The 26,647-nt window shown below is 67.9% G+C and carries 24 protein-coding genes and 1 pseudogene; 5 read left to right on the forward strand and 20 right to left on the reverse strand.

Annotated elements, in window-relative coordinates; all coding sequences use genetic code 11:
• Window positions 1-38 precede the first annotated feature (38 nt).
• From fdxH to C722_RS25405, 3 genes and pseudogenes are all read right to left on the reverse strand, one after another.
• Complete coding sequence (fdxH, locus tag C722_RS0106920) at window positions 39-998, reverse strand: formate dehydrogenase subunit beta (protein WP_017639801.1); 960 nt, start codon at window positions 996-998, stop codon at window positions 39-41.
• Window positions 998-4,077: pseudogene (gene fdnG / locus C722_RS24695) on the reverse strand (formate dehydrogenase-N subunit alpha). Before fdnG ends, fdxH begins: the two are co-directional and overlap by 1 nt.
• 127 nt (window positions 4,078-4,204) lie before the next feature.
• Complete coding sequence (locus C722_RS25405) at window positions 4,205-6,268, reverse strand: acyltransferase family protein (protein ID WP_017639803.1); 2,064 nt, start codon at window positions 6,266-6,268, stop codon at window positions 4,205-4,207.
• 425 nt (window positions 6,269-6,693) lie between these two features.
• Between C722_RS25405 and C722_RS0106940 the strand changes: the two genes are divergently transcribed.
• Both C722_RS0106940 and C722_RS0106945 read left to right on the forward strand, forming a co-directional pair.
• Complete coding sequence (locus tag C722_RS0106940) at window positions 6,694-8,154, forward strand: SulP family inorganic anion transporter (protein WP_017639804.1); 1,461 nt, start codon at window positions 6,694-6,696, stop codon at window positions 8,152-8,154.
• Between the two features lie 60 nt (window positions 8,155-8,214).
• On the forward strand, window positions 8,215-9,060 hold the full coding sequence (locus C722_RS0106945; RefSeq protein ID WP_017639805.1) for a universal stress protein: 846 nt from the start codon (window positions 8,215-8,217) through the stop codon (window positions 9,058-9,060).
• A 17-nt stretch (window positions 9,061-9,077) separates the two neighbouring features.
• Here the strand turns inward: C722_RS0106945 and arfB are convergent, their stop codons facing one another.
• From arfB to C722_RS0106970, 5 genes are all read right to left on the reverse strand, one after another.
• Window positions 9,078-9,488 carry an alternative ribosome rescue aminoacyl-tRNA hydrolase ArfB gene (gene arfB, locus C722_RS0106950; protein ID WP_037063345.1) on the reverse strand — a complete coding sequence of 137 codons (411 nt, stop codon included), beginning with the start codon at window positions 9,486-9,488 and terminating at the stop codon, window positions 9,078-9,080.
• Window positions 9,489-9,490: 2 nt separating this feature from the next.
• On the reverse strand, window positions 9,491-10,126 hold the full coding sequence (locus tag C722_RS0106955; RefSeq protein ID WP_017639807.1) for a DsbA family protein: 636 nt from the start codon (window positions 10,124-10,126) through the stop codon (window positions 9,491-9,493).
• A gap of 1 nt (window position 10,127) precedes the next feature.
• Complete coding sequence (locus C722_RS0106960) at window positions 10,128-11,081, reverse strand: rhodanese-related sulfurtransferase (RefSeq protein ID WP_017639808.1); 954 nt, start codon at window positions 11,079-11,081, stop codon at window positions 10,128-10,130.
• Between the two features lie 267 nt (window positions 11,082-11,348).
• On the reverse strand, window positions 11,349-11,660 hold the full coding sequence (locus tag C722_RS0106965) for a BolA family transcriptional regulator (protein WP_017639809.1): 312 nt from the start codon (window positions 11,658-11,660) through the stop codon (window positions 11,349-11,351).
• Window positions 11,661-11,762: 102 nt separating this feature from the next.
• Window positions 11,763-12,299, reverse strand: a complete 537-nt coding sequence (locus C722_RS0106970) for a DUF2059 domain-containing protein (RefSeq protein WP_017639810.1) — start codon at window positions 12,297-12,299, stop codon at window positions 11,763-11,765.
• A gap of 172 nt (window positions 12,300-12,471) precedes the next feature.
• Between C722_RS0106970 and C722_RS0106975 the strand changes: the two genes are divergently transcribed.
• The 3 genes from C722_RS0106975 (at window position 12,472) to C722_RS0106985 (ending at window position 15,263) form a co-directional block, all read left to right on the forward strand.
• A complete protein-coding gene (locus tag C722_RS0106975) occupies window positions 12,472-13,866 on the forward strand; it encodes a class II fumarate hydratase (RefSeq protein ID WP_017639811.1) in 1,395 nt (464 codons plus the stop codon).
• Window positions 13,853-14,473, forward strand: coding sequence for an NAD(P)H-dependent oxidoreductase (locus C722_RS0106980; RefSeq protein ID WP_007162355.1), 621 nt, complete (start codon window positions 13,853-13,855; stop codon window positions 14,471-14,473). The genes C722_RS0106975 and C722_RS0106980 overlap by 14 nt, the downstream gene beginning before the upstream one ends.
• 229 nt (window positions 14,474-14,702) lie before the next feature.
• The gene (locus tag C722_RS0106985) at window positions 14,703-15,263 is read left to right on the forward strand and encodes an alpha/beta hydrolase (RefSeq protein WP_017639812.1); all 561 of its coding nucleotides are present in this window, start codon (window positions 14,703-14,705) and stop codon (window positions 15,261-15,263) included.
• A gap of 14 nt (window positions 15,264-15,277) precedes the next feature.
• Here the strand turns inward: C722_RS0106985 and C722_RS0106990 are convergent, their stop codons facing one another.
• The 12 genes from C722_RS0106990 to C722_RS0107045 are packed head-to-tail and all read right to left on the reverse strand — an operon-like array spanning window position 15,278 to window position 26,541.
• Window positions 15,278-15,970: a hypothetical protein gene (locus C722_RS0106990; protein ID WP_017639813.1), complete on the reverse strand. Its 693-nt coding sequence runs from the start codon at window positions 15,968-15,970 to the stop codon at window positions 15,278-15,280.
• Entirely contained in the window at window positions 15,967-16,389 is a 423-nt protein-coding gene (locus C722_RS0106995) for a hypothetical protein (RefSeq protein ID WP_017639814.1), read from the reverse strand. The genes C722_RS0106990 and C722_RS0106995 overlap by 4 nt, the downstream gene beginning before the upstream one ends.
• Entirely contained in the window at window positions 16,386-17,552 is a 1,167-nt protein-coding gene (locus tag C722_RS0107000; RefSeq protein WP_017639815.1) for a type II secretion system protein GspL, read from the reverse strand. The genes C722_RS0106995 and C722_RS0107000 overlap by 4 nt, the downstream gene beginning before the upstream one ends.
• Window positions 17,553-17,556: 4 nt before the next feature.
• The gene (locus C722_RS0107005) at window positions 17,557-18,144 is read right to left on the reverse strand and encodes a prepilin-type N-terminal cleavage/methylation domain-containing protein (RefSeq protein ID WP_017639816.1); all 588 of its coding nucleotides are present in this window, start codon (window positions 18,142-18,144) and stop codon (window positions 17,557-17,559) included.
• Window positions 18,141-18,485, reverse strand: coding sequence for a type II secretion system protein (locus C722_RS0107010; RefSeq protein ID WP_017639817.1), 345 nt, complete (start codon window positions 18,483-18,485; stop codon window positions 18,141-18,143). The genes C722_RS0107005 and C722_RS0107010 overlap by 4 nt, the downstream gene beginning before the upstream one ends.
• The gene (locus tag C722_RS0107015; protein ID WP_017639818.1) at window positions 18,482-18,940 is read right to left on the reverse strand and encodes a GspH/FimT family pseudopilin; all 459 of its coding nucleotides are present in this window, start codon (window positions 18,938-18,940) and stop codon (window positions 18,482-18,484) included. The genes C722_RS0107010 and C722_RS0107015 overlap by 4 nt, the downstream gene beginning before the upstream one ends.
• A 6-nt stretch (window positions 18,941-18,946) precedes the next feature.
• Complete coding sequence (gspG, locus tag C722_RS0107020) at window positions 18,947-19,387, reverse strand: type II secretion system major pseudopilin GspG (protein WP_017639819.1); 441 nt, start codon at window positions 19,385-19,387, stop codon at window positions 18,947-18,949.
• Window positions 19,388-19,410: 23 nt separating this feature from the next.
• Complete coding sequence (gene gspF, locus C722_RS0107025) at window positions 19,411-20,616, reverse strand: type II secretion system inner membrane protein GspF (protein WP_017639820.1); 1,206 nt, start codon at window positions 20,614-20,616, stop codon at window positions 19,411-19,413.
• Window positions 20,617-20,640: 24 nt separating this feature from the next.
• Window positions 20,641-22,098, reverse strand: coding sequence for a GspE/PulE family protein (locus C722_RS0107030; protein ID WP_017639821.1), 1,458 nt, complete (start codon window positions 22,096-22,098; stop codon window positions 20,641-20,643).
• Window positions 22,098-24,107 (reverse strand): type II secretion system secretin GspD, encoded by a 2,010-nt coding sequence (gene gspD, locus C722_RS0107035; protein ID WP_017639822.1) that lies wholly within the window; start codon window positions 24,105-24,107, stop codon window positions 22,098-22,100. The genes C722_RS0107030 and gspD overlap by 1 nt, the downstream gene beginning before the upstream one ends.
• Window positions 24,104-24,871 (reverse strand): hypothetical protein, encoded by a 768-nt coding sequence (locus C722_RS26415; protein WP_017639823.1) that lies wholly within the window; start codon window positions 24,869-24,871, stop codon window positions 24,104-24,106. The genes gspD and C722_RS26415 overlap by 4 nt, the downstream gene beginning before the upstream one ends.
• Window positions 24,871-26,541 carry a hypothetical protein gene (locus tag C722_RS0107045; protein WP_017639824.1) on the reverse strand — a complete coding sequence of 557 codons (1,671 nt, stop codon included), beginning with the start codon at window positions 26,539-26,541 and terminating at the stop codon, window positions 24,871-24,873. The genes C722_RS26415 and C722_RS0107045 overlap by 1 nt, the downstream gene beginning before the upstream one ends.
• Window positions 26,542-26,647 lie beyond the last annotated feature (106 nt).

Raw genomic sequence — 26,647 nt, forward strand, 5'->3', positions numbered from 1 at the left:
TCCCAGGACGCCCCCGGCTAACCGGGGGCGTACCCCTGCTAGGGCTGCTTGTCGTGCGGATCGAAGATCTGCACGGACGGACTCAGCTGCTTGACCTCGCCCTTGGGCGCATCGCCCTCGTGACGGGGCGGTGCTTCGACCACTTCGTCGTCGTCATCGGTCCGGTTGGGACCGACGCGCACGTAGTGGAAGAAACCGGCCAGCACCGCCGCGCCCATGGCGAACAGCGCCAGGGGTTTGGTGAAGCCCTTCCACAGGCCCACGGTGGGGCTGATGGTCGGATCCTTGGGCAGGTGGTTGTACAGCTGCGGCTGGTCGGCATGGTGCAGCACGTACATGACGTGGGTGCCCCCTACCCCCACCGGGTCGTACAGACCGGCGTTCTCGTAGCCGCGACTCTTGAGATCGACGATGCGCTCGGCGGAGTGCTCCTTCATGGCGTCCTTGGTGCCGAACACGATGGCGCCGGTTGGGCAGGTCTTGACGCAAGCCGGCTCCAGGCCGACCCCGACCCGGTCCGAACACAGCGAGCACTTGTAGGCCTTGTTGTCCTTTTTCGAGATCCGCGGGATGTCGAAGGGGCAACCGGCGATGCAGTAGCCGCACCCGATGCAGTGGTCCTGGTTGAAGTCGACGATACCGTTGGCGTACTTGACGATGGCCCCCGGACTCGGACAGGCCTTCAGGCAGCCCGGCTCGGCGCAGTGCATGCAGCCGTCCTTGCGGATCAGCCACTCCAGCTTGCCGGCCTCGTCCTCGTGCTCGGTGAAACGCATCAGCGTCCAGGAGTCCGCGGTGAGGTCCGCCGGGTTGTCGTAGGTGCCGTGGGTATGGCCCACCTCGTCGCGCAGCTCGTTCCATTCCGAACAGGCGACCTGGCAGGCCTTGCAGCCGATGCACTTGGACACATCGATCAGCTTGGCCACTTCCGCTTGATTGCGCACGGACGGATAAGCCGTAGTCGTCGCGGAGCGGGCGTAGATATCTTGGCTTGCCATCACGCTTTCTCCACGTTGACCAGGAACGACTTGAACTCGGGCGTCTGGGTGTTCCCGTCACCCACGAAGGGAGTCAGGGTATTGGCCAGGTAACCCATCCGCGCCACGCCGGAGAAGCCCCAGTGGATGGGGATGCCGACATGGTGCACCGTTTCGCCATTGACCTGCAGCGGACGGATCCGCTTGGTCACCACCGCCTTGCAGACGATGTGGCCGCGCTTGGAGCTGACGCGTACGAGATCACCCGCGGCGATGCCCTTCTGCTTGGCCAGCACCTCGCCGATCTCGACGAACTGCTCGGGCTGGATGATGGCGTTGAGGCGGCAGTGCTTGCTCCAGTAGTGGAAGTGCTCGGTCAGGCGGTAGGTGGTGGCCGCATAGGGGAAGTCCTTGCGATCGCCGAAGTCCGCCCAGTCGTCCTTGAGCACCCGCGCCGCCGGGCTGTTCAGCGCCTTGCGGTTGTTGGGGTGCAGCGGGTTGACGCCGATGGGCGTTTCGAACGGCTCGTAGTGCTCCGGGAAGGGCCCCTCGGCCATCTTGTCCAGCGAGAAGAAGCGCGCTACCCCTTCCGGGTTCATGATGAACGGACTCATCCCGTCGCCAGGCTTGCCGTCGATCTTGAAGTCCGGCACGTCGGTACCGCCCCACTTCTGCGCCTTGTCGTTCCACCAGACCAGCTTCTTGCTCGGGTCCCACGGCTTGCCGCTAAGATCCGAGGAGGCACGGTTGTAGAGGATGCGGCGGTTGTTCGGCCACGACCAGGCCCAGCCCAGGGTCTGCCCCATGTGGAACGGATCGCTGTTGTCGCGCCGCGCCATCTGGTTGCCCTGCTCGGTCCAGGCGCCGCAATAGATCCAGCAGCCCGAGGCGGTACTGCCGTCGTCCATCAACTGGCCGAAACCGGCAAGTTGCTGGCCGGCCTTGGCCGAAACGGCGCCCTTGGCATCGAGCACGTCGGTCACAGCGTAGCCGTTGAACTCCTTGGCCAACTCCTCCGCCGAAGGCTCTCCTGGTTTGGCATAGGGCCAGGAAAGGCCCAGGATCGGATCAGGAAAGGCACCACCGTCCTGGCGATAGGCCTCGCGCAATCTGAGGAACAGTTCGGACATGATGACGATGTCGCTTCGGCCCTCGGCAGGCGCTTCGGCACCCTTGAAGTGCCACTGCAGCCAGCGACTGGAGTTCACCAGGGAGCCGTCTTCCTCGGCGAAGCAGGTGGTGGGCAGGCGGAACACCTCGGTCTGGATTTCCGCGGTATTCACATCATTGTGATCGCCGTGGTTGCGCCAGAACTCGGAGGTCTCGGTAGCCAGCGGATCCATGATCACCAGCCACTTGAGCTTGGACAGCCCGCGCATCACCTTGGCCTTGTTGGGGAAGGCGGCGATGGGGTTGAAACCCTGGCAGAAATAGCCGTTGACCTGACCCTTGTCCATCATGTCGAAGTAGCGCAGCACATCGTAGCCAGCACCCGTGACATCGACCTTGGGCAACCAGTGGTAGCACCAGTCGTTATCCTTGGTGGCATTGTCGCCGTACCAGGCCTTCATCAGGCTGACGTGAAACTTGCCGTAGTTCTGCCAGTAGCTCATCTGTCCCGGGCGCAGCGGCTTGCTGGCGCGTCGGTCGATGAAGGCGTGGTAGTCCTGCTCGCCGTCGGCGCCGATGGTCAGGTAGCCCGGCAGCTGGATCGACAGGAGACCCAGGTCGGTAAGGCCTTGGATGTTGGAGTGACCGCGCAGGGCGTTCATCCCGCCACCGGGCATACCGATGTTGCCAAGCAGCAGCTGCACCATGGCGCCGGCACGAATGATCTGGGCGCCAATGGAGTGCTGAGTCCAACCTAGGGCATAGAGGATGGTCATCGTGCGACCGGGCGCCGACGTCTCGGCAATCTCGGCCCAGACCTTCTCGATCGCCTCAACGGGCGTCCCACATACCTGACTGGCCACTTCCAGGGTGTAGCGGCTGTAGTGCTGCTTCATCAACTGGAAGACGCAACGCGGGTGCTCTAGCGTTGCATCGATCTTGACGAAGCCGTCGTCGCCGATCTCGTAGCCCCATTGAGTCTTGTCAGTATAGGTACGTTTTTCAGCGTCGTAGCCGGTATACAGGCCGTCTTCGAAGGAGAAGCCTTCCTTCACGATAAAGCCTACGTCGGTGTAGTTACGGACGTATTCGTGCTGGATCTTGTCGTGGGTGATCAGGTAATTGATCAACCCGCCCAGGAAGGCAATGTCGCTGCCGGTCCGGATGGGGGCGTAGTAGTCCGCAACCGAGGCAGAACGGGTATAGCGCGGATCGACCACGATCAGCCGGGCGTTGTGTGTGCCTTGGCCTCGGTGACCCACTTGAAACCACACGGGTGCGCTTCAGCGGCATTGCCGCCCATGATCAAGACGAGGTTAGCGTTCTTGATGTCGCTCCAGTGATTTGTCATGGCGCCACGGCCAAACGTCGGGGCAAGACCTGCCACCGTCGGGCCGTGTCAGACGCGCGCTTGGTTATCGAAGGCCAACAGGCCCAGATTCCGCGCGATCTTGTGCGTCAAATAACCGGTTTCATTGGAGGACGCCGAGGCGGCCAGGAAGCCCGTGGTCAGCCAGCGATTGACCGTCTGGCCCTTGTCGTTGGTGGCGATGAAGTTGGCATCGCGGTCTTCCTTCATCAGGGTGGCGATGCGGTCAAGCGCCTCGTCCCAGCTGATGCGGGTCCACTCGTTGCTGCCAGGCTTGCGCATTTCGGGATACTTGAGGCGATTGGGGCTGTGGATGAAATCCAGCAGCCCGGCGCCTTTCGGGCAGAGGGTGCCACGGTTGACCGGGTGGTCGGCGTCGCCCTCGATGTGAATGATGTTCTGGGCCACGTTCTTGGCCCGGTCACCCATGCTGTACATGATCAGGCCGCAGCCGACCGAGCAGTAGGGACAGGTGTTGCGGGTTTCCACGGTGTGCGCCAATTTGAAATGGCGCACCTGGTCGGCAAAGGCGGCTGTGGGAGCCATGCCTAACGCCGCCAGGCTGGATCCCGCAAGGCCGACTCCAGCGACCTTGAAGAATTGCCGACGGTTCATATCCACGTTTTCTTGTCCTCGTTCAGGCTGGGCCTGGTGCATAGCCAGGCCCTGAGGCAAGAGTAACCCAATCGTTTGGCTTATCGAGCGCTTCGCCCTTGTCGCCGATCAATGGAAGTCGGCCTTCCCTCCTCTAGTCCGATGCGACCTGACGAATGGCCTGAGCATCCAGCTCGGTCGTCGCCCCTTCCACCTGCAGCGGATTGTCACCCCGCGCCACCAGTCGTTCGCCGATCAGCCGTGAACCCCTGACGTTGAGGTGGTTGCCATCCTGGTACAGCGGCGTGCCGTCGAGTGCCGAATGGCAGCGCTGGGCATCGCAGGTGACGGCCTTGGGATCCAGGGTCAGCAGCTGCGGGTAGCGCTGCTTGAGGTCGTCGAGGATCAGGGTGAAGGGTTCCTGGCGCCGCGCCACGTCGCCCAATTCGACGGAACAGTCGTTGGCGGTGTGGAACAGCCGGTTCTTGACCTGACAGGTGTCGCGCCCGGCACCGATCTCGGGGATGCCGGCCAGGATCACCGGGGTGGCGCCGCTCTGGACGATGATGCGCAGGGCGTTGTCCAGGCCCTCCCGCAACAGCTCGGCGGGCGTCGCGCCGCCCCCCGGGCGCTGCAGCACGTTGTAGGCCGAAAGGCCCGCTTCGCTCATGCCTTCCAGGTACATCGGCCAGCGTCCGCCCAGCACCACATAGCGATAGCCGCCGGTACGGATGGCCTGGGTCACCACCGGTGCGGTGAGCTGGATCGACGGATCCAGGCGATTGCCCGGGCGGGTGATGTGGACGTCGTCGAGACCGGGCAGGTAGAGGGTGCCACTGCGGGTCATGTCATAGCCGCGCAGGCCGGCGTCCTTGAGCAGGACATCGAGCATGCCGGTGCTGGCGGCGGCGTGGCTATCGCCCACCAGCAGCACCTCCGCCCGTGGCCGGTCGACGGCGCCCAGGCGGCAGCGGTCCGGCGACCACTGGGTCGCCATGGTGCCGAACTCCTCGATGAAGCAGCTGCCCCGTGCCTTGGCGAAGGTGCTGTCCAGCGCCTCGACCATGGCGGCGGTGTTGGCGTCGTAACGCTGCGGAAAACCCTGGAACTTGAGCGTCAGCCCGACCGCCAGCGCACCCACCAGCAGCGGCGCGGCATAGAGGCCGGCGAAGATCAGTCGTGGCGAATGACGCGGCCGACCGCGGAAGGGTTGCTCGACGAAGCGCCACGACAGTGCACCCAGCACCACCGAGGCCGCCACTAGGGCCAGTTGCAGCCCCAGCTCCTTGGGCACTTCCATGTAGTTCGTGAAGGCCATCAGCGGCCAGTGCCAGAGATACAGCGAATAGGAGATCAGGCCAATGAACACCAGGGGCCGTTGGGCCAGCAGCCAGCGCGCGGGGCCCCGACCGTTTTCTCCGGTCCAGATCAGCAGGGCAGCGCCCAGGCAGGGCCAGAGAGCATTCACCCCTGGGAAGCGACTGTGGTGATCGAGGGTGAAGGCCGGTACCAGAATCAACGCCAAGGCCACCAGCCCAAGCACCCTGGCCTGCCCGGCGCTGGCGCGCGGCAGGCGCTCCCAGTACAGCGCCAGCAGGCTGCCCACCAGCAGTTCGAAGGCGCGGGCATGCAGCAGGTAGTAGGCGGCATTGGGTTGCGCCCGTGCGGCCCACTCCGACAGCGCAAGGCCCGCGAGCGCCAGCAACACCGCGACCTGGCCGCAACGGCGCACGCCCAGCAGGCGATAGCCCAGCAGGAGCAGCACCGGCCAGAACAGGTAGTACTGCTCCTCTACCGCCAGCGACCAGGTATGCAGCAGCGGCAGCTCATCCGCCGTGGGCGAGAAATAGCCATTGCTGGCGCGCCAGAAGAAGACGTTGGCGATGGACAGCAGCGCGGCCATCAGGCTCTTGCTGTAGCTGGCGAGATCCCGCGGCAGCAGGATGCAGGCAGCCGCCACGCTGGTGACCACGGCCATGGCCACGAAGGCCGGTAGCAGCCGCCGCACGCGGCGCAGATAGAAGTCGGCGAAGCTGAAGTGCCCCAGCGCGAGGTCCGGTGCGGTCTTGCGGGTGATCAGATAGCCGGAGATGACAAAGAAGACATCGACGCCGATATAGCCGCCACCAAAGGCGCTGAAGCCGACGTGATTGAGAACGACCAGCAACACGGCGATGGCGCGCAGGCCATCGATGTCCCGACGATAGTTAAGCTCCATGGTACAGACTCCTGCTAGGCCTCGACGATCCAGCGAGGGCCTCAGCCAGGAATCATGCCGACCCCGGAGACGCCATCGCTGCAAGGACGCTGCGCATCCCTTTGCGCAACCCGCCTGCGACCGGTGGTTGCTCTAGAGGTTCAGCACTAGGCGCAACCGAAACACCCAAACGAGAAGTAGATCACTCTAGCGCGGGCATCTGCCACCGATCCCGGCGATTCGGCAGCATCGAAAAGTCATGCTAAGCTCGCTAACTTTCCTCGCGATGCCTTCGGACCCTTCCACCATGTCCAAGCACCTGCCGACGCCGCCATAGCACCACCCCTCCTCCGGTAACCGCCCCTGCGGCGTGTGCCCGCATCGTCCTGCCCCGTCGTCTATCCGCGATCGTGCCCCGCCGTACCATCGCCCGTTCTGGATACGCCATGAAAAGTGTCTCTCCCCGTGCCGACATCCTGGCCGGTCTCACCACGTCCTTCGCCCTGGTGCCCGAGTGCATCGCCTTTGCCCTGGTCGCCCATCTCAATCCGCTGATGGGACTCTATGGCGCCTTTTTCATCTGTACCCTCACCGCCCTCTTCGGCGGTCGGCCCGGCATGATCTCGGGCGCAGCCGGCTCCATGGCGGTGGTGATCGTCGCCTTGGTAGTGCAGCACGGCGTGCAGTACCTGCTGGCCACGGTGGTGCTGGGCGGCCTGCTGATGATCGCCTTCGGCCTCCTGCGCCTGGGCAAGCTGATCCGCATGGTGCCGCACCCGGTCATGCTGGGCTTCGTCAACGGCCTGGCCATCGTCATCGCCCTGGCCCAGCTGGAACACTTCAAGCAGGGCGACACCTGGCTCAGCGGCGCCCCGCTGTATCTGATGATCGGCTTGACCCTGGCGACCATGGCCATCATCTGGCTCCTGCCCCGCCTGACCCGTGCCGTACCGCCAGCGCTGGCGGCCATCCTTGGCGTGGGGCTGGCGGTGTATTTCCTCGACCTGCCGACCCGCACCCTGGGCGACATGGCTCACATCGCCGGCGGATTGCCGCAGCTGGCCCTGCCGGACATTCCCTGGACGCTCGAAACGCTGCAGATCATCCTGCCCTATGCGGTGCTGATGGCCCTGGTCGGCCTGCTGGAGACCCTGCTGACGCTGAATCTCACCGACGAGATCACCGAGAGCCGCGGCAGGCCCAATCGAGAGTGCGTGGCCCTCGGCGCGGCCAATATGGCGTCCGGCCTGTTCGGCGGCATGGGCGGTTGCGCCATGATCGGCCAGACCATGATCAACCTGAGTTCGGGCGGCCGCGGCCGGCTATCGGGGATAGTCGCCGGGATCCTGATGCTGCTCTTCGTGCTGTTCCTCTCGCCGCTGATCGAGCGCATTCCGCTGGCGGCGCTGGTCGGCACCATGTTCGTGGTCGCCCAGCAGACCTTCGCCTGGGCCTCGCTGCGGGTGCTGCACCGGGTGCCGCGCAGCGACATGCTGATGATCATTGCCGTCACCGTGATCACCGTCTTCGCCGACCTCGCCACCGCGGTGCTCTGCGGCATCGTCCTGGCGGCACTCAACTTCGCCTGGCAGCACGCCCGCCGCCTCTATGCCGACAGCCACTTGGAAGCCGACGGCAGCAAGAGATACCAGGTGCACGGCACCCTGTTCTTCGCCTCCACCGCCACCTTTCTCAACCAGTTCGATCCGGCCGGTGATCCGCCCAAGGTGGTGGTGGACTGCCGCCACCTGAGTTTCGTCGACTACTCCGCCGTGGCGGCACTGCGCACCCTGCACGAGCGCTATGCCAAGGCCGGCAAGCGGGTGCGGGTGCTGCACCTGTCCGCCCGCTGCAAGCAGCTGCTGCGGCGTGGCGGCGTGACGGACGACCTCGCCCTCGGCGATTGAACCCGAAACGGCGCCGCCGGGTCTCTCCCAGCAATATCCTGTTCCCGGAGACCCGCGGCCATGTCCAAGATCCTCGCCTGCCTCGACGGCTCGGCCGTGAGCGCCGCCGTCTGTGACTTCGCCGCCTGGGCCGGCACCGCCCTGGATGCCCCGCTCACCCTGCTGCATGTGCTGGATCACCGACGCTTCCCCCGACCAGGCCAGGCCACCTCGCCGCTGCTGGTCAATCGGGAACAGCTGCTCACCGAGCTGGCCGCCCTGGATGCCCAGCGCGGCACGCTCGCCGAAGACCAGGGCCGGCTACTGCTCGATGCGGCCCAGCTACGGGTGGAAGAGCAGCAGGCGCGCTGCGCCGGCGCCGTGCTGCAACATGGAGATCTGATGAGCTCGCTGGAGAGCCTGCAGGAGGATTTCGACCTCATCGTGCTGGGGCGCCAGGGTGAGGACAGCCCGCCCAAGCGGCTGATCGGTCGCCACCTGGAAAGCGCCATCCGCCTCCTGCACCGCCCGCTGCTGGTGGCCGGCCACCTGTTCGTCAAACCCAGCGGCGTGCTGCTGGCCTATGACGACAGCAGTAGCGCGCGCAAGGCGGTGACCTGGGTGGCCAACTGCCGGCTGTTCGACGGCCTCGCCTGCCACCTGGTGACCGTCGGCCGTGACCGCGAAGAACGCCGCGCTGCCCTCACCCGCGCCGCCACCGAACTCAGGGCGCAGGGCCGCACGGTCACCACCGCCATCACCGACGGCGACGTGGAACTGGGCCTGGAGCGCTATCGCAAGCAACACGGCCTGGAGCTGGTGGTCATGGGCGCCTTCGGACACTCCCGCCTGCGCCACTTCTTCATGGGCAGCAACACCCGCAACATGCTGGAAGCGGCCGGCAGTGCGCTGATCGTGGTGCGCTAAAGGGGCCTCTGCTCAGCCTAGAAATCCACCCGCCCGCGACTGGCCTTGAGGCCGCTGCGGCGCGACTTGCCTTCCAGGCGGCGCTGCTTGGAACCGTAGGTGGGCTTGGTCGGGCGCCGCGGCTTTTCCTGGACGTTGGCCGCCGCAATCAACGTGGCCAGGCGTTCCAGGGCGTCGGCGCGATTCTGTTCCTGGGTGCGGTATTGCTGGGCCTTGATCACCACCACGCCGTCGCGGCTGATGCGCCCGTCGCGCAGCGCCAGCAGCCGCTCCTTGAGCGCTTCCGGCAGCGAAGAGGCCTGGATGTCGAATCTCAGGTGGACGGCGCTGGAAACCTTGTTGACGTTCTGCCCACCCGCACCCTGGGCGCGAACCGCGGTGAGCTGGATTTCCTGCTCGGGCAGCGTCAGACGCTCGTCGATGACCAGACTCACGCCAGGTGCGCGCCGCGGCTGAGCCAGGCGTCCAGCAGCGGTTCCAGTTCCTCCAGCGGCTGGTAGCCGTTGGTGACCAGCGCCAGCTGACCATCACGCTCGGCCAACAGCGTGGGGAAGCCGGCGATACCCAGATTCAACGCCCAGTCGAAGTCGGCCTGGGTGGCCTGGTGCGCCGGCTCGCCATCGAACAGCGGGGCGAATTCGATACGCGGCAGGCCACAGGCTTCGGCCAGCTCCACCAGCAGCGCCGGCTGGGTGACGTCGCGGGCTTCGACATAGAAGGCCCGCTGGATACGCTTGGCCAGTGGCCAGACGGCCTCTTCGTCGAGCTGACGCGCGGCGACCAGGGCGCGGCAGGCCGGCTCGGTGTCGTACACCAGGCCTTCCGGCGGCCCCTGGTCCAGGGCGAAGGGCTGGCCGGTGGTCTCCTGCACCGCCTGCCAGTAGGCCAGGGTGCGTACTCGGCTGGCGGTGTCCTGGGCCACCCGCTCGCGACGCAGGCCGCCCACCACCAGGTGCAGGGGAATGCCCTGGGCGGCCGCCCGCTCGGCCAGGCGCTCGACCACCGGGGCGAAGCCCCAGCACCAGGAGCACATGGGGTCCATCACATAGAGCAGGCGACCGGGCATCCTAGACCTCCTTGGGGCTGGGCGTGGCGTTCAGCCGCGGATCGCGGCCGATGGGATGGGGTTCGTTGCGCAGGCGCGCCAGCTCGATCTGCTTCTGCCGCTCGCGAGCACCGGCGCGGGTCTTTTCCGACAGCGAATCCCAGCAATGCGGGCAGCTGATGCCGGGGCTGTAGTGCGGCGACTGCATGTCTTCCGGCGAGACCGGCGTACGACAGGCATGGCACTGGTCGTAGACCCCTTCGGCGAGGTCATGGGTCACGGTGACGCGGTTGTCGAAGACGAAGCACTCGCCCTCCCAGCGGGATTCCTCCGCCGGCACCTCTTCGAGGTACTTGAGGATGCCACCCTTGAGGTGGAAGACCTCGGGGAAGCCTTCTTGCAGCATGAAGCTCGACGCCTTTTCGCAGCGGATGCCACCGGTGCAGAACATGGCGACCTTCCTGTGCCGGACCGGATCGAAGTGCTCGCGGATATAGGCCGGGAAATCGCGGAAGCTCTTGGTCTTGGGATCGATCGCCCCCTTGAAGCTGCCGATGCCCACCTCGTAGTCGTTGCGGGTGTCGATCACCAGCACCTCGGGATCGTCGACCAGGGCGTTCCAGTCCCGGGGTTCGACATAGGTGCCCACGCGCCGGTTGGGATCGACGCCGGGCACGCCCAGGGTGACGATCTCCTTCTTCAGCTTGACCTTGGTGCGATAGAAGGGCTGCTCGGCGCAGTAGGATTCCTTGTGGTCGATGTCGACCAGGCGCGGATCGGCGCGCAGCCAGGCCAGTACCGCATCGATGCCTTCGCGGCTGCCGGAAACGGTGCCGTTGATGCCTTCCTCGGCCAGCAGCAGGGTGCCTTTGACGTCATGGGTCAGCAGGCTCTGCAGCAGGGGTTCACGCAATTGGACGTAGTCGTCCAGGGTGACGAACTTGTACAAGGCCGCCACGACAATCTTGTCGGTCATCTTCGGGTTCCCAGAGGTCGCCCTCGCAAAGGGCGGACCGGTTAGAACCTGTTCATGACCTGCTGCGCGTCGGCCAAACTGCGTTGAAAAGGTCTTCGGAATGCTCATTTACCACTCGTAAACTCCGCTTCCTCAGCCCTTTTCGCCTCGTTTGTCTCTAGCTCGCTAGGTCGTGAAACAGGTTCTTTGACGAAAACGCCGGCAAGAATGCCGGCGCCGATCAAATTTTAACCAATTAGCAGGGCGCCGAACAATGGCGCCTTGAGATCAACCCACCGGGTCGTGCTTGCTGCCGCCGCGACAGGTGGGCGAATCCGGTGCCTGCCCCTGGGCCGCCCACTCCGCCGGGGTATAGGTGTGCAGCGCCAGGGCGTGGAACTGGCCCATGAGTTCGCCCAGGGTGCCGTAGACCTTCTGGTGGCGTTTCACCGCGTTGAGCCCGGCGAAATGTTCGCTGACCACCACCGCCTTGTAATGGGTCTCCTGGCCGCGGCTGTGCATGTGGCTTTCGTCCAGCACCTCCAGGTGCTCGGGTTGCAACAGGCCCAGGCTGGACTGGATACGTTCGCGCATGCTCATGGGGATACCTCGACTGTGAGAAACGTCATTCTAGCGAGCCTGGGCCCGGCCCGGAAACGACGAAGCCCGGAACGGGTCCGGGCTTCGTGGCAAAGGCTCGACTCAGCGCTTGGCGGGCGGCGGCGCGTTCTCGGCACCGGCCGGCGGCTTCACGCCCAGCTCCTTGTCCATCTCGGCGAGGATGCCGTTGACCTTGGGTACCGCCTGCTCCAGCTTGGCCTGGGTCAGCTGCGCGGACTGGGCCGACAGCCGCGGCAGGGTGGCGATCATCTTCTTGCCCAGATCGGACTGGTAGAACTTGATCAGGCCTTCCAGCTCGTCTTCGGTGAAGTTGTCGGTGTACAGCTTGACCATCTCGGGCTTGATCTTTTCCCAGCCGATGGTGCTGTCCAGCGCCTGGTTGGCACGGGCGGTATAGCTTTCCAGCACGGCTTTCTTGGCCGGCGCCTTGGCCTGCTCGAAGTGCTGGGCGAACAGTTGCTGGACCTGGGCGTAGACCGGGGTGGTCAGCTTGTCGGCATTGGCCAGCTTGAGAAAGCGCTCCGCGTCGGCCGCGTGGCTCTTGGCGTCGGCCAGGGCGAAGCTGCTGGCGCTGGCGAGCAGCACTACGGCGCCAAGCGTACGGAGAGTCTTTTTCATGGACGTCCTTGGGGATGCGAAAAATGGACGGGAAGTCTGGCAGAGATGGGCTGAATGCCAGCTGAACTGCCCACGGCACCCTCACAATTGAGAATACTTCCCATTTGGGAACCCTGGCGCTAAGCTGCTGCCCAACTTAGCTGGACCCACACATTCCTAAGCGGAGACCGCCATGAGCCGTACCGAAACCGATAGCATCGGCCCCATCGAAGTAGCCGACGACGTCTACTGGGGCGCCCAGACCCAGCGATCGCTGGAGAACTTCGCCATCGGCAACCAGCAGATGCCGCTGGCGGTGGTGCATGCCCTGGCGACGGTGAAGAAGGCGGCCGCGCGGGTCAATCTGCGCCTTGGCGAATTGCCGGAAGATGTCGCCACCCTGATCGAAAAGGCCAGCAGCGAGATCCTCGACGGCTTCCACGATGACCAGTTCCCCCTGGTGGTCTGGCAGACCGGCAGTGGCACCCAGAGCAACATGAACGTCAACGAGGTCATCGCCGGGCGCAGCAACGAACTGGCCGGTAACGGCATGGGCGGCAAGAAGCCGGTCCATCCCAATGACCACGTCAATCGCGGCCAGAGCTCCAACGATTGCTTCCCCACCGCCATGCACATCGCCACCGCCCTGGCGGTGCAGAACGACCTGCTGCCGGCCATCGCCGAGCTGTCCGGCGGCCTGGCGCTGCAATCGGCGCGCTACCAGAACCTGGTCAAGACCGGCCGCACCCACATGATGGATGCGACGCCAGTGACCTTCGGCCAGGAGCTGTCGGCCTTCGTCGCCCAGTTGGACCTGGCCGAGCGCGCCATCCGCAACGCCCTGCCGGCGGTCCTGGAACTGGCCCAGGGCGGCACCGCCGTGGGCACCGGCCTCAATGCACCCAAGGGCTTCGACGAAGCCATCGCCAAGGAAATCGCCGAACTCACCGGCCTGCCCTTCGTCACCGCGCCGAACAAGTTCGCCGCCCTCGCCGGCCATGAACCGCTGGTGGCCCTGCACGGCGGGCTCAAGACCCTGGCCGTGGCGCTGATGAAGATCGCCAACGACCTGCGTCTGCTGGGCTCCGGTCCGCGCGCCGGTTTCGCCGAGGTGAAGCTGCCGGCCAACGAACCGGGCAGTTCCATCATGCCGGGCAAGGTCAACCCGACCCAGTGCGAGGCGCTGTCGATGCTGGCCTGCCAGGTGATCGGCAACGACGTCACCGTGGGTTTCGCCGCGAGCCAAGGCCATCTGCAGCTCAACGTCTACAAGCCGGTGATCGCCCACAACGTGCTGGAATCCATCCGCCTGCTGGCCGATGGCAGTCGCAACTTCAACACCCATTGCGTCACCGGCATGGAGCCGGACGAGCACAAGATGGCCGAGCACCTGGAACAGGGATTGATGCTGGTGACGGCGCTCAATCCGCACATCGGCTACGACAAGGCCGCCGAGATCGCCAAGAAGGCCTATGCCGAGAACAAGACCCTGCGCGCCGCCGCGCTGGAGCTTGGCTACCTGACCGACGAGCAGTTCGATCAGTGGGTACGCCCGGAGACCATGCTGGAAGCCGGTGGCCGTGGCTGAGGCCCGCGGCGCCACGCCGCTGGAGGGAGATGGCCGGCGCCTGCTGGTCATCCAGGGCAATCCCAAGCGCACCAGTTTCTGCCAGTCGCTGGCCGACGCCTATGTCCAGGGCGCCCAGGCCAGCGGCCAGGTGGTGCGCCAGCTCAAGTTGGCCGATGCCCAGTTCGATCCGGTGCTGCGCGAAGGCTATGACCTCTCCCAGACCCTGGAGCCGGATCTGCTGGAAGCCCAGCGGCAGATCCACTGGGCCGAGCACCTGGTGTTCATCTACCCGGTGTGGTGGAACGGCTTGCCGGCGGTATTGGCGGGCTTTCTCGAACGGGTGCTGCAACCGGGCTTCGCCTTTGCCCAGCGCGACCAGACCTGGGGCGGCGAACCCCTGCTGACCGGCCGTAGCGCCGAGTTGCTGGTGACCTCCGACACCCCGCCCTCCCCTTGGCAGCGCCTGCGCAACCAGGCGCCCCATCGCCAGGGCATCCAGGAGGGCCTCGAGGCCTGCGGTATCCAGGTGCTGCAGGTCCACGAGTATTCGCCAGTGCGGGCAGCCGACGAGGAGCAGCGGTTGCGTTGGTTGCAGGAAGTGGAGCGGTTGGGGCGAAACGAGTAGTCCACCCAAGGGCCTTGGTAGGTTGGGTTGAGCGCCAGCGAAGCCCAACAGGACTTCGACATTGGCCCCGTTGGGCTTCGACGATGGAGCCGTCTCAGCCCAACCTACCGGTCTACCACGGCCAACCCCGACTCAAGCTCCGGGCATAACCAAAGCGCCTTTTATTCTTTCCTGTACGGATCATCCGCCGTCACTATCGACGCTCCCCTTTCGTCCGCGGAGATCCGCCATGACCCGCTATCTCATCCTTCCCGGTTGGCAGGGCTCTGGCCCTGAACATTGGCAGACCCACTGGCAACGCCTGCTGCCGGACGCCCGTCGTGTCGAACAAGACGACTGGCAACGCCCCGATCCGCAACGGTGGGTGGATGCCCTTGACCAGGCCATCGCCAGCTCGCCCTTACCCGTGGTGCTGATCGCCCATAGCCTGGGTTGCGTCACCGTCGCGCGCTGGGCCGCCAGCGCTCCGGTAGCGCGTCGGCAGCGGGTGCTGGCCGCCTTGCTGGTGGCGCCGGCCGACGTCGAGCGCCCGGGTTGCCCGGCGGAGCTGGTGGGTTTCGCGCCCTTGCCCCGCCAGGCGCTGCCCTTTCCCTCGCGGGTGGTGACCTCGGACAACGACCATGCCATCAGCCTGGCGCGGGCCGATGCCCTGGCGCAGGCCTGGGGCAGCGAGCTGGACATCCTGCCCGGCGCCGGCCATATCAATACCCGCTCGGGGCATCGGCAGTGGGAAGAGGGTCTGCTGCAGCTGGCGAAGCTGGGATCGGCCCAGGGCCTGCGGGTCGCCTGAGCCGCGCTCAGCGGTCAGAAACGCCCCATGACCTGGCTCTGGCCGGCCCTGAGCCAGCCGATGCTCTGCAGCACCGGAGAGATGTCGCTGCCGGGCTGCGCCGTACCCTGCACCTGACCCCGCCAGTTGGCTAGGCTCAGGCGCAAGTCCAGACGATGCTGGCCGGGGCGCTCGAAGACGCCCTGCAGCCAGGGTGCGGTCTGGCAATCCACCTGCAGCCGAACGTCGCCCAGGCTGAGTCGCCGGGGCACCAGGATCTGCAGGCCATCGCCCTGCCAGGCGCCACCGGCCGCCAGGCAACGGCGCCAGCTGCCCCCGAGGCGGACGGCGCCGACCAGCCGACCGGCGAGCAGCGCACTACCCGGTGTTTGCACCCAGCGCAGATCGCCACCGGCGAGATCGGCCCGCCACTGCCAGGGCCAGCCGCTCAGGGTCAGCCCCCAGGGCGCACCTTCGGGCTCGCCTACCGTGACCTGCAGCCTGCCCGGCCAGCGCAGGTGCCACTGCCAGGGCCCGGCGCCACCACCGGGCCAGGCGAGGCGCTGCATGCCGCCGCCGAGCAAGGAGCCCTGCAAGCCGACCGGGGTGACCTGGGGCGGCAGCAGGCGCGGCAGCCAGTCCGCGGCCGGCCAGTAGAGCAGGCAGCCCAGGGCGAAGATCAGGCAGGCGAACAGGGTGAACGCCAGGCGCACGAGCCAGCGAGTCATGGCGCGCGCTCCACCAGTACCGCCAGGACTTCCAGTTCGAAGGCCACGCCCGTCGGCTGGCTGCGGATCCTCAGGGTCCGGGGCAACCAGCCACGCACACGCGCCCAGGCCTGCAGCCGCTCCACGGCGGCCACATTCACCGCGTCTCCGCGCAGGTGCCAGACCGGCTCGCCCAGGGTCAGGGCGCTGAAGGTCACCCCGTCAACCGCACCGCGCCAATCCGCCTCCTGCAACGGCTGGGCGACGGGCAGCGCCCGAGCCTCTTCGGCGAGGCGGACCCAGTCCACCGAGACGGGTCGACTGCCTGGCGCAGGGCGCAGCAACAGGATGGCGGCCAGCAACAGGATGACCAGGCCGCCGAGGGCCAGTCGCTGGCGCTCGGCGGGCAGCCGCTGCCAGCGCTGCAAAAGGGTGCTCATGGTCGCTTCTCCGTCGGGACCGCCAGGCGCAGGGTCAGGCGCCCGGCCTGCCGTTGCCACTGCAGGGTAGCGAATTCCTCACCGAGTCGGGTGCGCAAGGCCTTGTCCAGGCTGGCCGGCCCGTCCAGCACCACCTGGATGCCCTGCTCGTCCAGCGACCACTCCACCAGGCGCAGGCCGGGCTGAGTATTCAAGGCGGCGCCGAGCGGACCATCGAGCCGCTGCCAGAGGCGCCACTGACCCTCCAGCTGCCGTTGGGTCCGGCTGGCCAGCTGAAGTTCGCGCGCGGCGCGGCCGGCATCGAGCCGGTCGCTAGGCAGGCCCAGACGCTGGGCGACATAGGCCCGGTCCGTCTGGGCCTGGCGCCAATGCTGCACCTGTTGCAGCCCCAGGTGCACCGCGGCCAGCACCGCAGCGGCGGCCATGCCCAGTACCAGGGGCCGTGGCAGCTCCAAGGACGCTCGACGGCGGCGCTGGCCTTGCCGTGGCCAGAGATCCTGGGGCGCCACGCCGGCGGCGGGCTGGGGCCAGAGGGGTGCGACGGTGGCCTCGGGATCGGCGTCGAGCAGAGTGGCCAAGGCTGGCGGCAGACTCGCCTGGAGCGCGCTGGGCCAGGTCAGCCAGACGTCGCGATCCGCCACGCGGGTCTTGAATCTCAGGCTGTCGCCCAGGCGCACGCCGATCCCACCCTCGGCGGTGGGCTCGGGCAAGAACTGGAAGTCGACCCAGCAGGCGGCCACCGTCCAGCCGCAGGCGGCGCAGTGCTCACGCCAGGACTCCAGCAGCGCCCGGTCGAGGGCCAGCAGGCGCAACCGGCCAGGAGCGCGACCCAGGCAGACCAGGTGCTGGCCGCTGGCGTCCGCCAGCAACTGGTCTTCCAGCAGCAGGCCCCACTCGTGGGGACGCAGTCCCTTGGGCGCGGCGACGTCGAACAGGCTGCAGTCCTCACCGTGCAGCAGCAGGGTCACCGGCTGGGCGGCCTCTGGCAGCGCCGCCGCGGCTTGCAGCCGGTCGCCCTGGAGGCGCGCGGCCACCAGCGGATTGTCCGGGCCCGGCGGACCGGGTCGCCGCGTGCGCAGGAGCAGGCGCGCGGAACTCTGGGCCGGGCTGAGGTCGCGGCGCAACTGGGGCAGCAGGCGCCCGAACGGGAGGGAGGCGAGCATGGGGTCAACCTGTCTGAGGCAGGGCGAAGGTGCAGACATAGCCGGCACTCTGCACGGTAAAGGTCAGCCGTACCCCATTGGCGGGTTCGGCCTGGGGCGGATAGGCGAGCCAGCGCCCGCCGCCGTGGAATTCCAGTTGCAGGCGCTCGATGCCCGGTTGGTCGAGCACCGGTTGCCAGACCGGGGCCTCCACCGCATCCAACTCGGCGCTGCGCCACAGTCGCAGCCGCTCCTGGTCGGCATCCCATTCCAGGCGCTGGCGGCGCAGGCGACCGGCGCCCTGTCCCGCACTCAGCGGCAGGGCATCCAGGGCGACCCAGTCCAGCCGGTGCTCGTCGGGGTGCCAGTCCAGCAGGGCGTTGTGCAGCGGCAGACGGTGCTCCTGCAGCGGGCGCAGGACCAGGCCACCCAGGCGGCGATCCAGCAGGCCGCAGAGGTCCAGTACCCGCGCATCGGTCGACTCCCGCGCAGCCAGGCGGCCGCGGGCGTCGAGCCAGAGATTGACCAGCCCACCCAGCAGCACGGCGAGCAGCGCCGTGAGGGCGATGGCCAGCAGCACCTCGATCAGGGTCATGCCCGCCTGGCCCCTCATGGTTGGGCTCCGGCATGGATCGGCCAGTCGCCCAAGGCTCGACCGAGGGCGGCATCGGTATAGAGCGCCAGGCGTTGCCCGCCCAGGGGCCCGCCCGCGCCCTCCAGACGCCAGTAGCAGCGCTCGCCGCCCTGGCTCAGTTCGCCCTGACTGGCGGTCAGGCCTTCCACCTGCCAGCGGGCCTGGAGTTCGCGGGCGCAGAGCTGGGCCCGTTCGCGGGCCTGGGCGACGCCGGCGATGTCCAGCCGCTGGCCGATCACCTGGCTGACGCCCACCGCCATGAAGGCGACGATGGCCAGGGCCACCAGCACCTCCAGCAGGGTGAAACCGCGCTGGTTCATGGACGCTCCACCGCGGCACGACCCCGCGCATCGACCACCAGCAGCCACTGCCGCTCTTCTTCGGCGAAGGCCAGGCGCTGGCCTCGGGTATCGCCGTTCGGCCACCAGACCAGCCGCGGCTGCGCACTCACCGGCTCGGCCAATTGCAAACCGCTGGGCCAGCGCCCGTCGGGCAGATCGGCGCTGGCCAGGGGTTGCCAGCGCGGGCCCTGGGCATCGGCCACCAGCTGCAGATAGCGAAAGCCGCTGGCGTCGGCCTGCCAGCCGAGGATGCGCCCGCTGTGGCGGGCGGTGTCCCGCGCCAGCTGGAAGTCGCCCGCGAGGCTTTCCAGCCGCCACTGCCCGGCCGGACTGCCGCCGCCCAGGCGCGCCACGCCCACGGTGGTCAGCAGCCCGACGATCAAGAGCACGACCATCAGCTCCAGCAGGGTGAAACCGCCCTGGCGCCCTGGCATGGCAGCTCAGAGGGTCCAGTTGCCGATGTCGGCATCGCTGCCCTCGCCGCCTTCGCGGCCGTCGGCGCCGAGGCTGTAGAGATCCACCCGTCCATGTTCGCCGGGGATGCGATAGCGATAGGCGGCGCCCCAGGGGTCCTCCGGCAGGCGGCGGATATAGCCGTCGGCGCGATAGTTGCGCGGCTCGGGGGCCTGGGTCGGCTTGCTCACCAGGGCGGCGAGGCCCTGCTCGGCGGTGGGATAGCGCAGGTTGTCCAGGCGGTACATGTCCAGCGCCTGCTCCAGGCTGGCGAGATCGGCGCGGGCCTTCTGCTGCATGGCCTTGTCCTGGTTGTCCAGCACATTGGGCGCGACGATGGCCACCAGCAGGCCGATGATGAAGATCACCACCATGATCTCGATGAGGGTGAAACCGGCCTGGCGGGCGGGTACGGCATGGGAAGGCATCGCGAAAGTCTCCTTGGAGTGCATCAGAGGTTGAGCGCCTGGTTGAGCTGCATGATGGGCAGCAGGATGGCGAGCACGATGGCCAGCACCACCCCACCGAGCACGAGGATCAGCACCGGCTCGAACAGCGCCAGGGCCAGGTCCACCTGCTGGTTGAAGTCGCGCTCCTGGGCATCGGCGACCCGTTCCAGCATGGCGTCCAGGGTGCCGCTGGCCTCGCCGCTGGCGACCATGTTCACCAGCAAGGGGGGAAAGACGCCGCTGCGATCCAGCGCCCGGCCAAGGCCGGTGCCGGCGGTGACCTGCTCGATGGCGGCTTCCAGGGCATCGCGCAGCACCTGGTTGCCCAGGGTGGCGCGACTGACCTGCAGGCCTTCGAGCACCGGGATGCCGCTGCCGACCAGGATCGCCAGGCTGCGGGTCAGGCGGGCGCTGTCGAGGGTGCGCAGCAACTCGCCCAGGCGCGGCAGGCGCAGCAGCTGCCGGTGCCAGCGACGCCGCCACTCGACCTGGCGCAACAGGCGCTGCAGACCTAAGCCGACCAGCAGTACCAGGCCCAGCAACCAGGGCCCGAAGACCAGCAGGCCGTCACTGACGGCCACCAGGGCGCGGGTGATCCAGGGCAGTTGCAGGCCGCTGTGGATGAATTGCTCGGTGAGCTTGGGCACCACGAAGGTCATCAGCCCCGCCACCACGGCGACCGACACCAGGGCCAGCGCCAGCGGATAGATGAGCGCGGTGCGCGCCTTGTGGCGCTGGCGCTGCACCCGTTCGAGATAGTCGGCCAGGCGTTCCAGCACCGGGCCCAGGCGTCCGGCCCGTTCGCCAGCGGCAACCAGGGTCAGGTACAGCGGATCGAAGGTGCCCGGATGGTGCCCCAGGCTGTCGGCCAGGGTATAGCCCTCGCGCACCTGGCCCAGCAGATCCAGCAGCAGCGCCTTGAGCGCCGCCTGGCGACTCTGGCGCTCCAGCATCTGTAGGGCGTCGGCCAGGGGAATGGCGGCGCCCACCAGAGTCGCCAGCTGGCGGGTGAAATCGGTGCGGCTGTTGGCATCCAGCCGCCCGGCATGGTTGCGGGCCCCCCGTGCTGGACCGGTCGCCTGCACCTCGCGGGGAAAGAGGCCGCGCTCGCGCAGCAACTGGCGGGCATGGCGCTCGCTCTCGGCCTGGATGACATCGCGCTGGCGACGCCCGTCGCCGTCCAGCGCCAGGTAGCGGTAGGCCGGCATCAGCGTAGCGCTCCGCCGAGGGCGTTACTGGTGCACCGCACGCAGCACCTCCGCCAGGCTGGTCTCGCCCGCCGCCAGGCGCTCCAGGGCGCTCTCGGCCAGGCTGGCGCAGCGGCCCTCCAGCAGCCGGGCCATCTCGCCTTCACCGGCGCCGCGATAGATGAGCTCGGCCAGTTCGGCGTCCAGGGCGACGAATTCGTAGAGCCCCAGGCGACCGCGATAGCCACTGCCATTGCAGCTTGGGCAACCCTGGGGCTCGCGCAGCCGTTCGAGCCCGGTCAGCCCTGGCAGCAGCGTCTGTTCGGCTGCCCGCAGTGGACGCCAGGCCGCGCAGCTGCACAACCGTCGTACCAGCCGTTGGGCCAGCACGCCCTTGAGACTCGACGCCAGCAAGAAGGGCTCCACGCCCATGTCACGCAGGCGGGTGATGGCGCCCAGGGCGCTGTTGGTGTGCAGGGTGGAGAGCACCAGGTGGCCGGTGAGACTGGCCTGCACGGCGATACCGGCGGTCTCCACGTCGCGGATCTCGCCGATCATGATGACGTCCGGATCCTGGCGCAGGATGGCCCTCAGGCCGCTGGCGAAGGTCAGGCCGGCACGGGGGTTGACCGGCGTCTGGCCGATGCCGGGCAAGGCGTATTCCACCGGGTCTTCCACGGTGAGGATGCTGCGGCTGCCTTCGTTGAGCAGCCCCAGGCTGGCATAGAGGGTGGTGGTCTTGCCCGACCCGGTGGGGCCAGTGACCAGCAGGATGCCGTTGGGCTGCGCCAGGGCGCCGCGCAGACCGGCATCGATGGCCGGTGGCAGGCCGAGGCGTGAGAGCTCCAGCAGGCTGGCCTGCTTGTCGAGGATGCGCATGACCACCCGCTCGCCATGCACGCCGGGCAGGGTCGAGACGCGGATGTCGACGTCGCGCCCGCTGGCCCTCAGGGTGATGCGGCCGTCCTGGGGCTGGCGCTTCTCGGCGATGTCCAGCCGCGCCATGACCTTGATCCGCGACACCAGCATGGCCGACAAGGCCCGCGGCGGGCGCAGCAGCTCGCGCAGCACCCCGTCCACCCGTACCCGCACCACCAGCGCCTGCTCGAAGGTTTCCACGTGCAGGTCGGAGGCATCCAGGCGCAGGGCCTCGGCGAACAAGGCGTTGATCAGGCGGATCACCGGCGCCTCGCCAGCGCTGTCGAGCAGGTCCTCGACCCGTGGCAATTCCTCCATCAGCCCGGCCAGGTCGACGGTCTCGCCGAGGCCTTCCACCAAGGCCTCGGTGCTGGTCTGCCCGGCTTCGTAGAGCGGCCCCAGGCGCTGTTCGAAGACCTCGCGGGCGAGCCATTCGCAGCCCTGCGGCGGTCCGTGGCGGCGCTGCACCTCCTGCAGCAGCGCCAGGTCCGCATCCGTGCGGCACAGCAGCCGATAGCCCTCGGGTGCGGCGGCCAGGGCGATGCCGGCCTGGCGCGCCAGACGATAGGGCAGCGTCGGCGTCATCAGAGGCCGTCCAGGCGCGCCCGCGCCGAGGGATAGAGACTCTGCAGGGTGGGCGCACCGTGCGTACCCGGCGGCGTGGCCGGCAAGGCCGCGGCCGGGGCGGCGGCGCGCATGCCGCGGTACTTGTCCTCGCTGATCTGCTGCACCAGCGCCGGATCGCGCAGGATGCGCGGGCGAATGAACACCACCAGATTCTGCTTGGTGCTGGAGCGGGTACGCGACTTGAAGAGATTGCCCAGCACCGGCACGTCGCCCAGCAGCGGCACCCGCTGGTCGCTGTCGTTACCCTCGTTGCTGATCAGGCCGCCGAGGACGATGAGGCCATTGTCCTCCACCATCACCGTGGTCTTGATCTCGCGCTTGTTGGTGACCACGTCGCTGGCACGCACGTTGTCGGCCAGGGACGAGACCTCCTGGACGATCTCCATGCGCACCGTGTCGCCCTCGTTGATCTGCGGCTTGAGACGGAGCTTGACCCCCACTTCGCGGCGCTCGATGGTCTGGTAGGGATTGGCGTTGTTGCTGGTGACCGAACCCGTGACGAAGGGCACCTCCTGGCCGACCATGATGGAGGCTTCGGCATTGTCCAGGGTCAGCAGGGTCGGGGTCGACAGCAGGTTGAAGCCGCTCTCGCTGCGCATGGCCTGCAGCAGGGTGACGAAATTCAAGCCGCTGCCGCCGATGCGCCCGACCCCGGCGGAGATGCCTTGCATGCCCGACAGTAGACTGCCCAGGGCACTGGTGTCCTGGTTGGCCGCGGCGGCGGCGATGCCGTTGATGGGCGTGCCGTTGGTGAAGTTGACGCTGCCTGCCGGCAGGTTGCCGTTGCGGTCGAGGAACAGCCACTGGACGCCCAGCTGGTTGGCCTTGGTGTCGGTGATCTCGGCGATGATGGCTTCCACCACCACCTGGGCGCGGCGGATATCCAGCTGGCTGATGATGCGTTTGTAGCCGGCCAGCTCCCGCGGCGGCCCGATCAGCACGATGGAATTGGTGCCCATGTCCGCTTCCAGGCGAATACCGGGCGCTCCCGGCGCCAACGCCCCGCTGCTGCCCTTGGGCAGAGGAGCTTCCCCCTCTCCACCTCTTTCAACAGGGGTGGTATTACCGACAGGGGCGGCCACAGGGATCTCCACCCGCGCCTCCTGGGTGACCTCGCCGCTCAGGCCGCGCAGTACCTTGACCACCTCGCCGGCCTTGGCATGGTGCAGATAGACCACCTCGGTGTCGCTGGCGGCATCGCGAGAGACGTCCAGTTCGGCCACCAGCCGGCGTACCTGACGCCGCACGCTTTCGTCGCCACGCACCATGAGAGCATTGCTGCGGGCGTCGGCCAGCACCTGGACGCCGCCACCGGCCTGGCCGCGGCTGGCCAGCAGGCGCTCCACCAGCGGCGCGGTGTCACGCGCCTGGGCATGGCGCAGGCTGATCATCTCCACCGGTTCGTCGCGCCCGCGATCCAGCCGCGTCAGCAGCTGGCCGATGCGGCTGAGGTTGCTGCGCCAGTCGGTCACCACCAGCAGGTTGCTGGCCGGATAGGGCGTGGCCACTCCGACCCGGGCGTCCATCAGCGGGCGGACGATGCCCAGCAGCTGTTCGAGATTGCCGCCGCGCACGGCGAATACCCGGGTGGCCACGGTATCCCCGGCGCCGGGCTTGGCCGGGGCGCCGTCGTCCACCTCCACCGGCAACGGTTCGGTGCGCGCGGCCTGGTCCGGCAGGATCTTCACGCTGCCGTCGTCCAGCTCCACCGCGGCGTAGCCATTGGCGCGCAGCTGGGCCAGGGCCAGGGCATAGACGTCATCGGCGGCCAGGGACTGGGCGCTGCGTACCGTCAGGGTGCCGCGCACCCGGGGATCGATGACGAAGTTGGTGCCGGTGATGCGCCCCACGCTTTCGATGAACAGATCGATCTCGGTGTTCTCGAAATTGACCTCGAAGCGTTGTTCGGCCTGGGCGCCGAGCAGCCAGAAGGCGAGGAGCAGGCCGCAATAGCTGCGTTTCTTCACAGGGACAGTCTCACGGGTAGGGCCAGGGCGTGGCCCTGACGTTCCAGTTCCAAGGTCAGGGCGCCGGTAGCGCGCCAGTGCGGCAGGCGTTGCAGCAGCGCCCGGGTATCGGCCACGGGGACGGCATCCACCCGGCGCAGCACGTCCCCGGGCTCAAGTCCGAGGCCGCTGAAGAAGGCCGGCTCGGCCCCGGGTTGCAGGCGGTAGCCGGTCAACTCGCCGTGTTCGCGCACGGGGGTGGCGCGAATGCGTCTGAGCAGACTGGCGAGGTCACCCTCCTCCGCCGCTGGCGTAGACGGCGCCTTGACTGTGGCCGGCGTGGCCGTATCGCTGGCGGCCAGGCCCACCAGCGCTCGCGGCGCCGGCCAGGGCAGCCGCTCTTCGCGGCCGGCGCGGCTGAAGACCAGGCCCTGGGCGTCGATGGCGGTCAGCACCAGCCCAGGCGCCAGGCTGTCGCCCAGGACCAGTGACCGCTGGCGATCGCCGTGGCGCAGGACCACCACGGAGCCGTCGATGGGCACTGCCTTGATCGCCCCGACCCACTGGATCGGCAGGGTGCTGGGCGCCGCCTGGCTGGCGGCGCGCCAATGGCCGGCGAGCAGATCGGTGGCGGGAGACGCCTCGACCTGGACACTGGGTACGGGCGTCGGCAGCCACAGCAGGCGCAGATCGCAGACCACCCGCGCCGCCAGCCAGGCGGCGATGCCCAGCCACAGCAGGGTCAGCAGCCGCAACGCCAGGGGATGGATGAGCAGGCGCGCCATCAGGCCAGAGACTCCAGACGGCGGCGCAAGGCGGCCAGCGGATGCCGGCCCGGATGACCTTCGACGAACTCCAGGCGTGGCACGGGTAGCGGCGCCAGGCCCCAGTCGGCGGGCCGGGCGCGCAGAAAGGCTTCGAGGCGTTGCCAGAGCGCCTCACCGGCGCCGAGCTCGCGCCCTAGGGCGAAGGTGCGACAGGTAAAGGAGGTGCCCAGGGGCGCCTGCACCGGTCCGATGCGCTGGCCACGCGGCGCGCCATAGCGGCAGGTCCACTGGACGCCCGTCAGCCGCGGCAGATCCTGGCTGTTGTCCAGCAGCAGGGGTTCGCCGAAGCGATTGTCCGCGGCTTCCTCCAGCAGTGTGCGCAGGCCGTCGGCCGAGGTGGGCAGATCCAGCACCGTGGCCTCGTGGCCGCCACAGAGGGCGATCAGGTGCTCGCGGGTGATCCAGTCGCCCCGGCGCAGCGGCTGGTCGTATCTCAACCCCGGCAGGAGCACCGGCTGCGCATCGCCACCGCCCAGGGCCGCGGCGATCAGGGCGTCCCAGCTGCCGCCGAGCAGGTCACGGCGCCAGAGGTCCACCGGCGCCCGTGCCAGACGCTGGTCGAGCCACCCGGCATGGGGCGCGCGGGCGACGGCCAACTGACGCTGGTGGCTTTCCAGCAGGGCCCGGTCGAGCACCCGCTCGGCCTGCACCGGATGGAAGACGGCGTCCAGGCGCCAGCCGTCGCGACCACCCCGGCAGCGGATCTCGAAGATACCGACGCCGCGGCAACCCGGCAGGCACACCGGCAGCGGCCGACCGCTACCGCGCATCACCGGGATCAGCTCCGGCCAGAGATCCTGCCCGCGAGCGCAGAGCAGCAGGTCCGCTTCCTCCAACCGCTCGGCCAGCCACAGGCCCGGTCCACTGCCGACATCGGCCAGCACCACCAGCAGATCGACCTTGCCCCGTGCCTCGGCCAGCACCGGGCGCAGCCGGGCATACCAATCGGCCAGGGGCGCCTGCTGATCGCTGGCATAGGGATCGGTCACGCCGACCAGGGCGATGCGCACCCCGTCGCGCTCGATCAGGGTGAAGGGGGCGACGCCCAGGGCGCTGCGCTGTTCCTCGGTGAGGGTGGCGCCCAGTACCGGACGACCATAACGGCGATAGAGGGCGGCGCTGCGCTCGGGCCAGAGCAGGCGTTCGTCACTGCTGACCCGGACCTCGCTGCCCAGCAACTGGCTGCCATCCACCCCGGCTTCGCCGCGGGTGAGCTGGGTCAGGCCGCTGCCGTTCCAGCACTGGCCATTTTCCAGGGTCAGGCTGCGGGTCGCGCCCTGACGGGTGCGCAGCTGGGAGAGCTGACAGGCCAGGGCGGCATAGCCACCGTAGCGCTGGCCATCGCCACGCCCGGCATCCAGCAGAGGCGCCAGCGTCGGGGCCAGGCGCGCGGCATCGGCACCGGTGCGCCAGGGCGCGGCGCCGATGCGCCCGGCCGGGCCGAGGCGTACCCGCGGCACCACCGGCCAGCCGGGTTCGCGGGCGTCCAGGGTGTCGGCCACATAGAGCAGTTGCAGATCGGCATCCCCCGAGCGAGTCGAGAGGCCCTGGGCACAGCCGCCCAGCAGCGGCACCGTGGCGCCCGCCGCGAGCCAACCCAAGACCTGGCGTCGTGCCCAGTTGCTCATCCGATATCTGCCCTGCGCGCTAGAGAGGGCGGCATCCTAGGCGGCGAAAAGCTACAAATTCATGACAAAACAGCAAGTTACAAACTGTTACAGATGGCCTGCCGGG

The organism is Pseudomonas sp. 313, assembly GCF_000316965.1.
Classification (GTDB): domain Bacteria; phylum Pseudomonadota; class Gammaproteobacteria; order Pseudomonadales; family Pseudomonadaceae; genus Chryseomonas; species Chryseomonas benzopyrenica.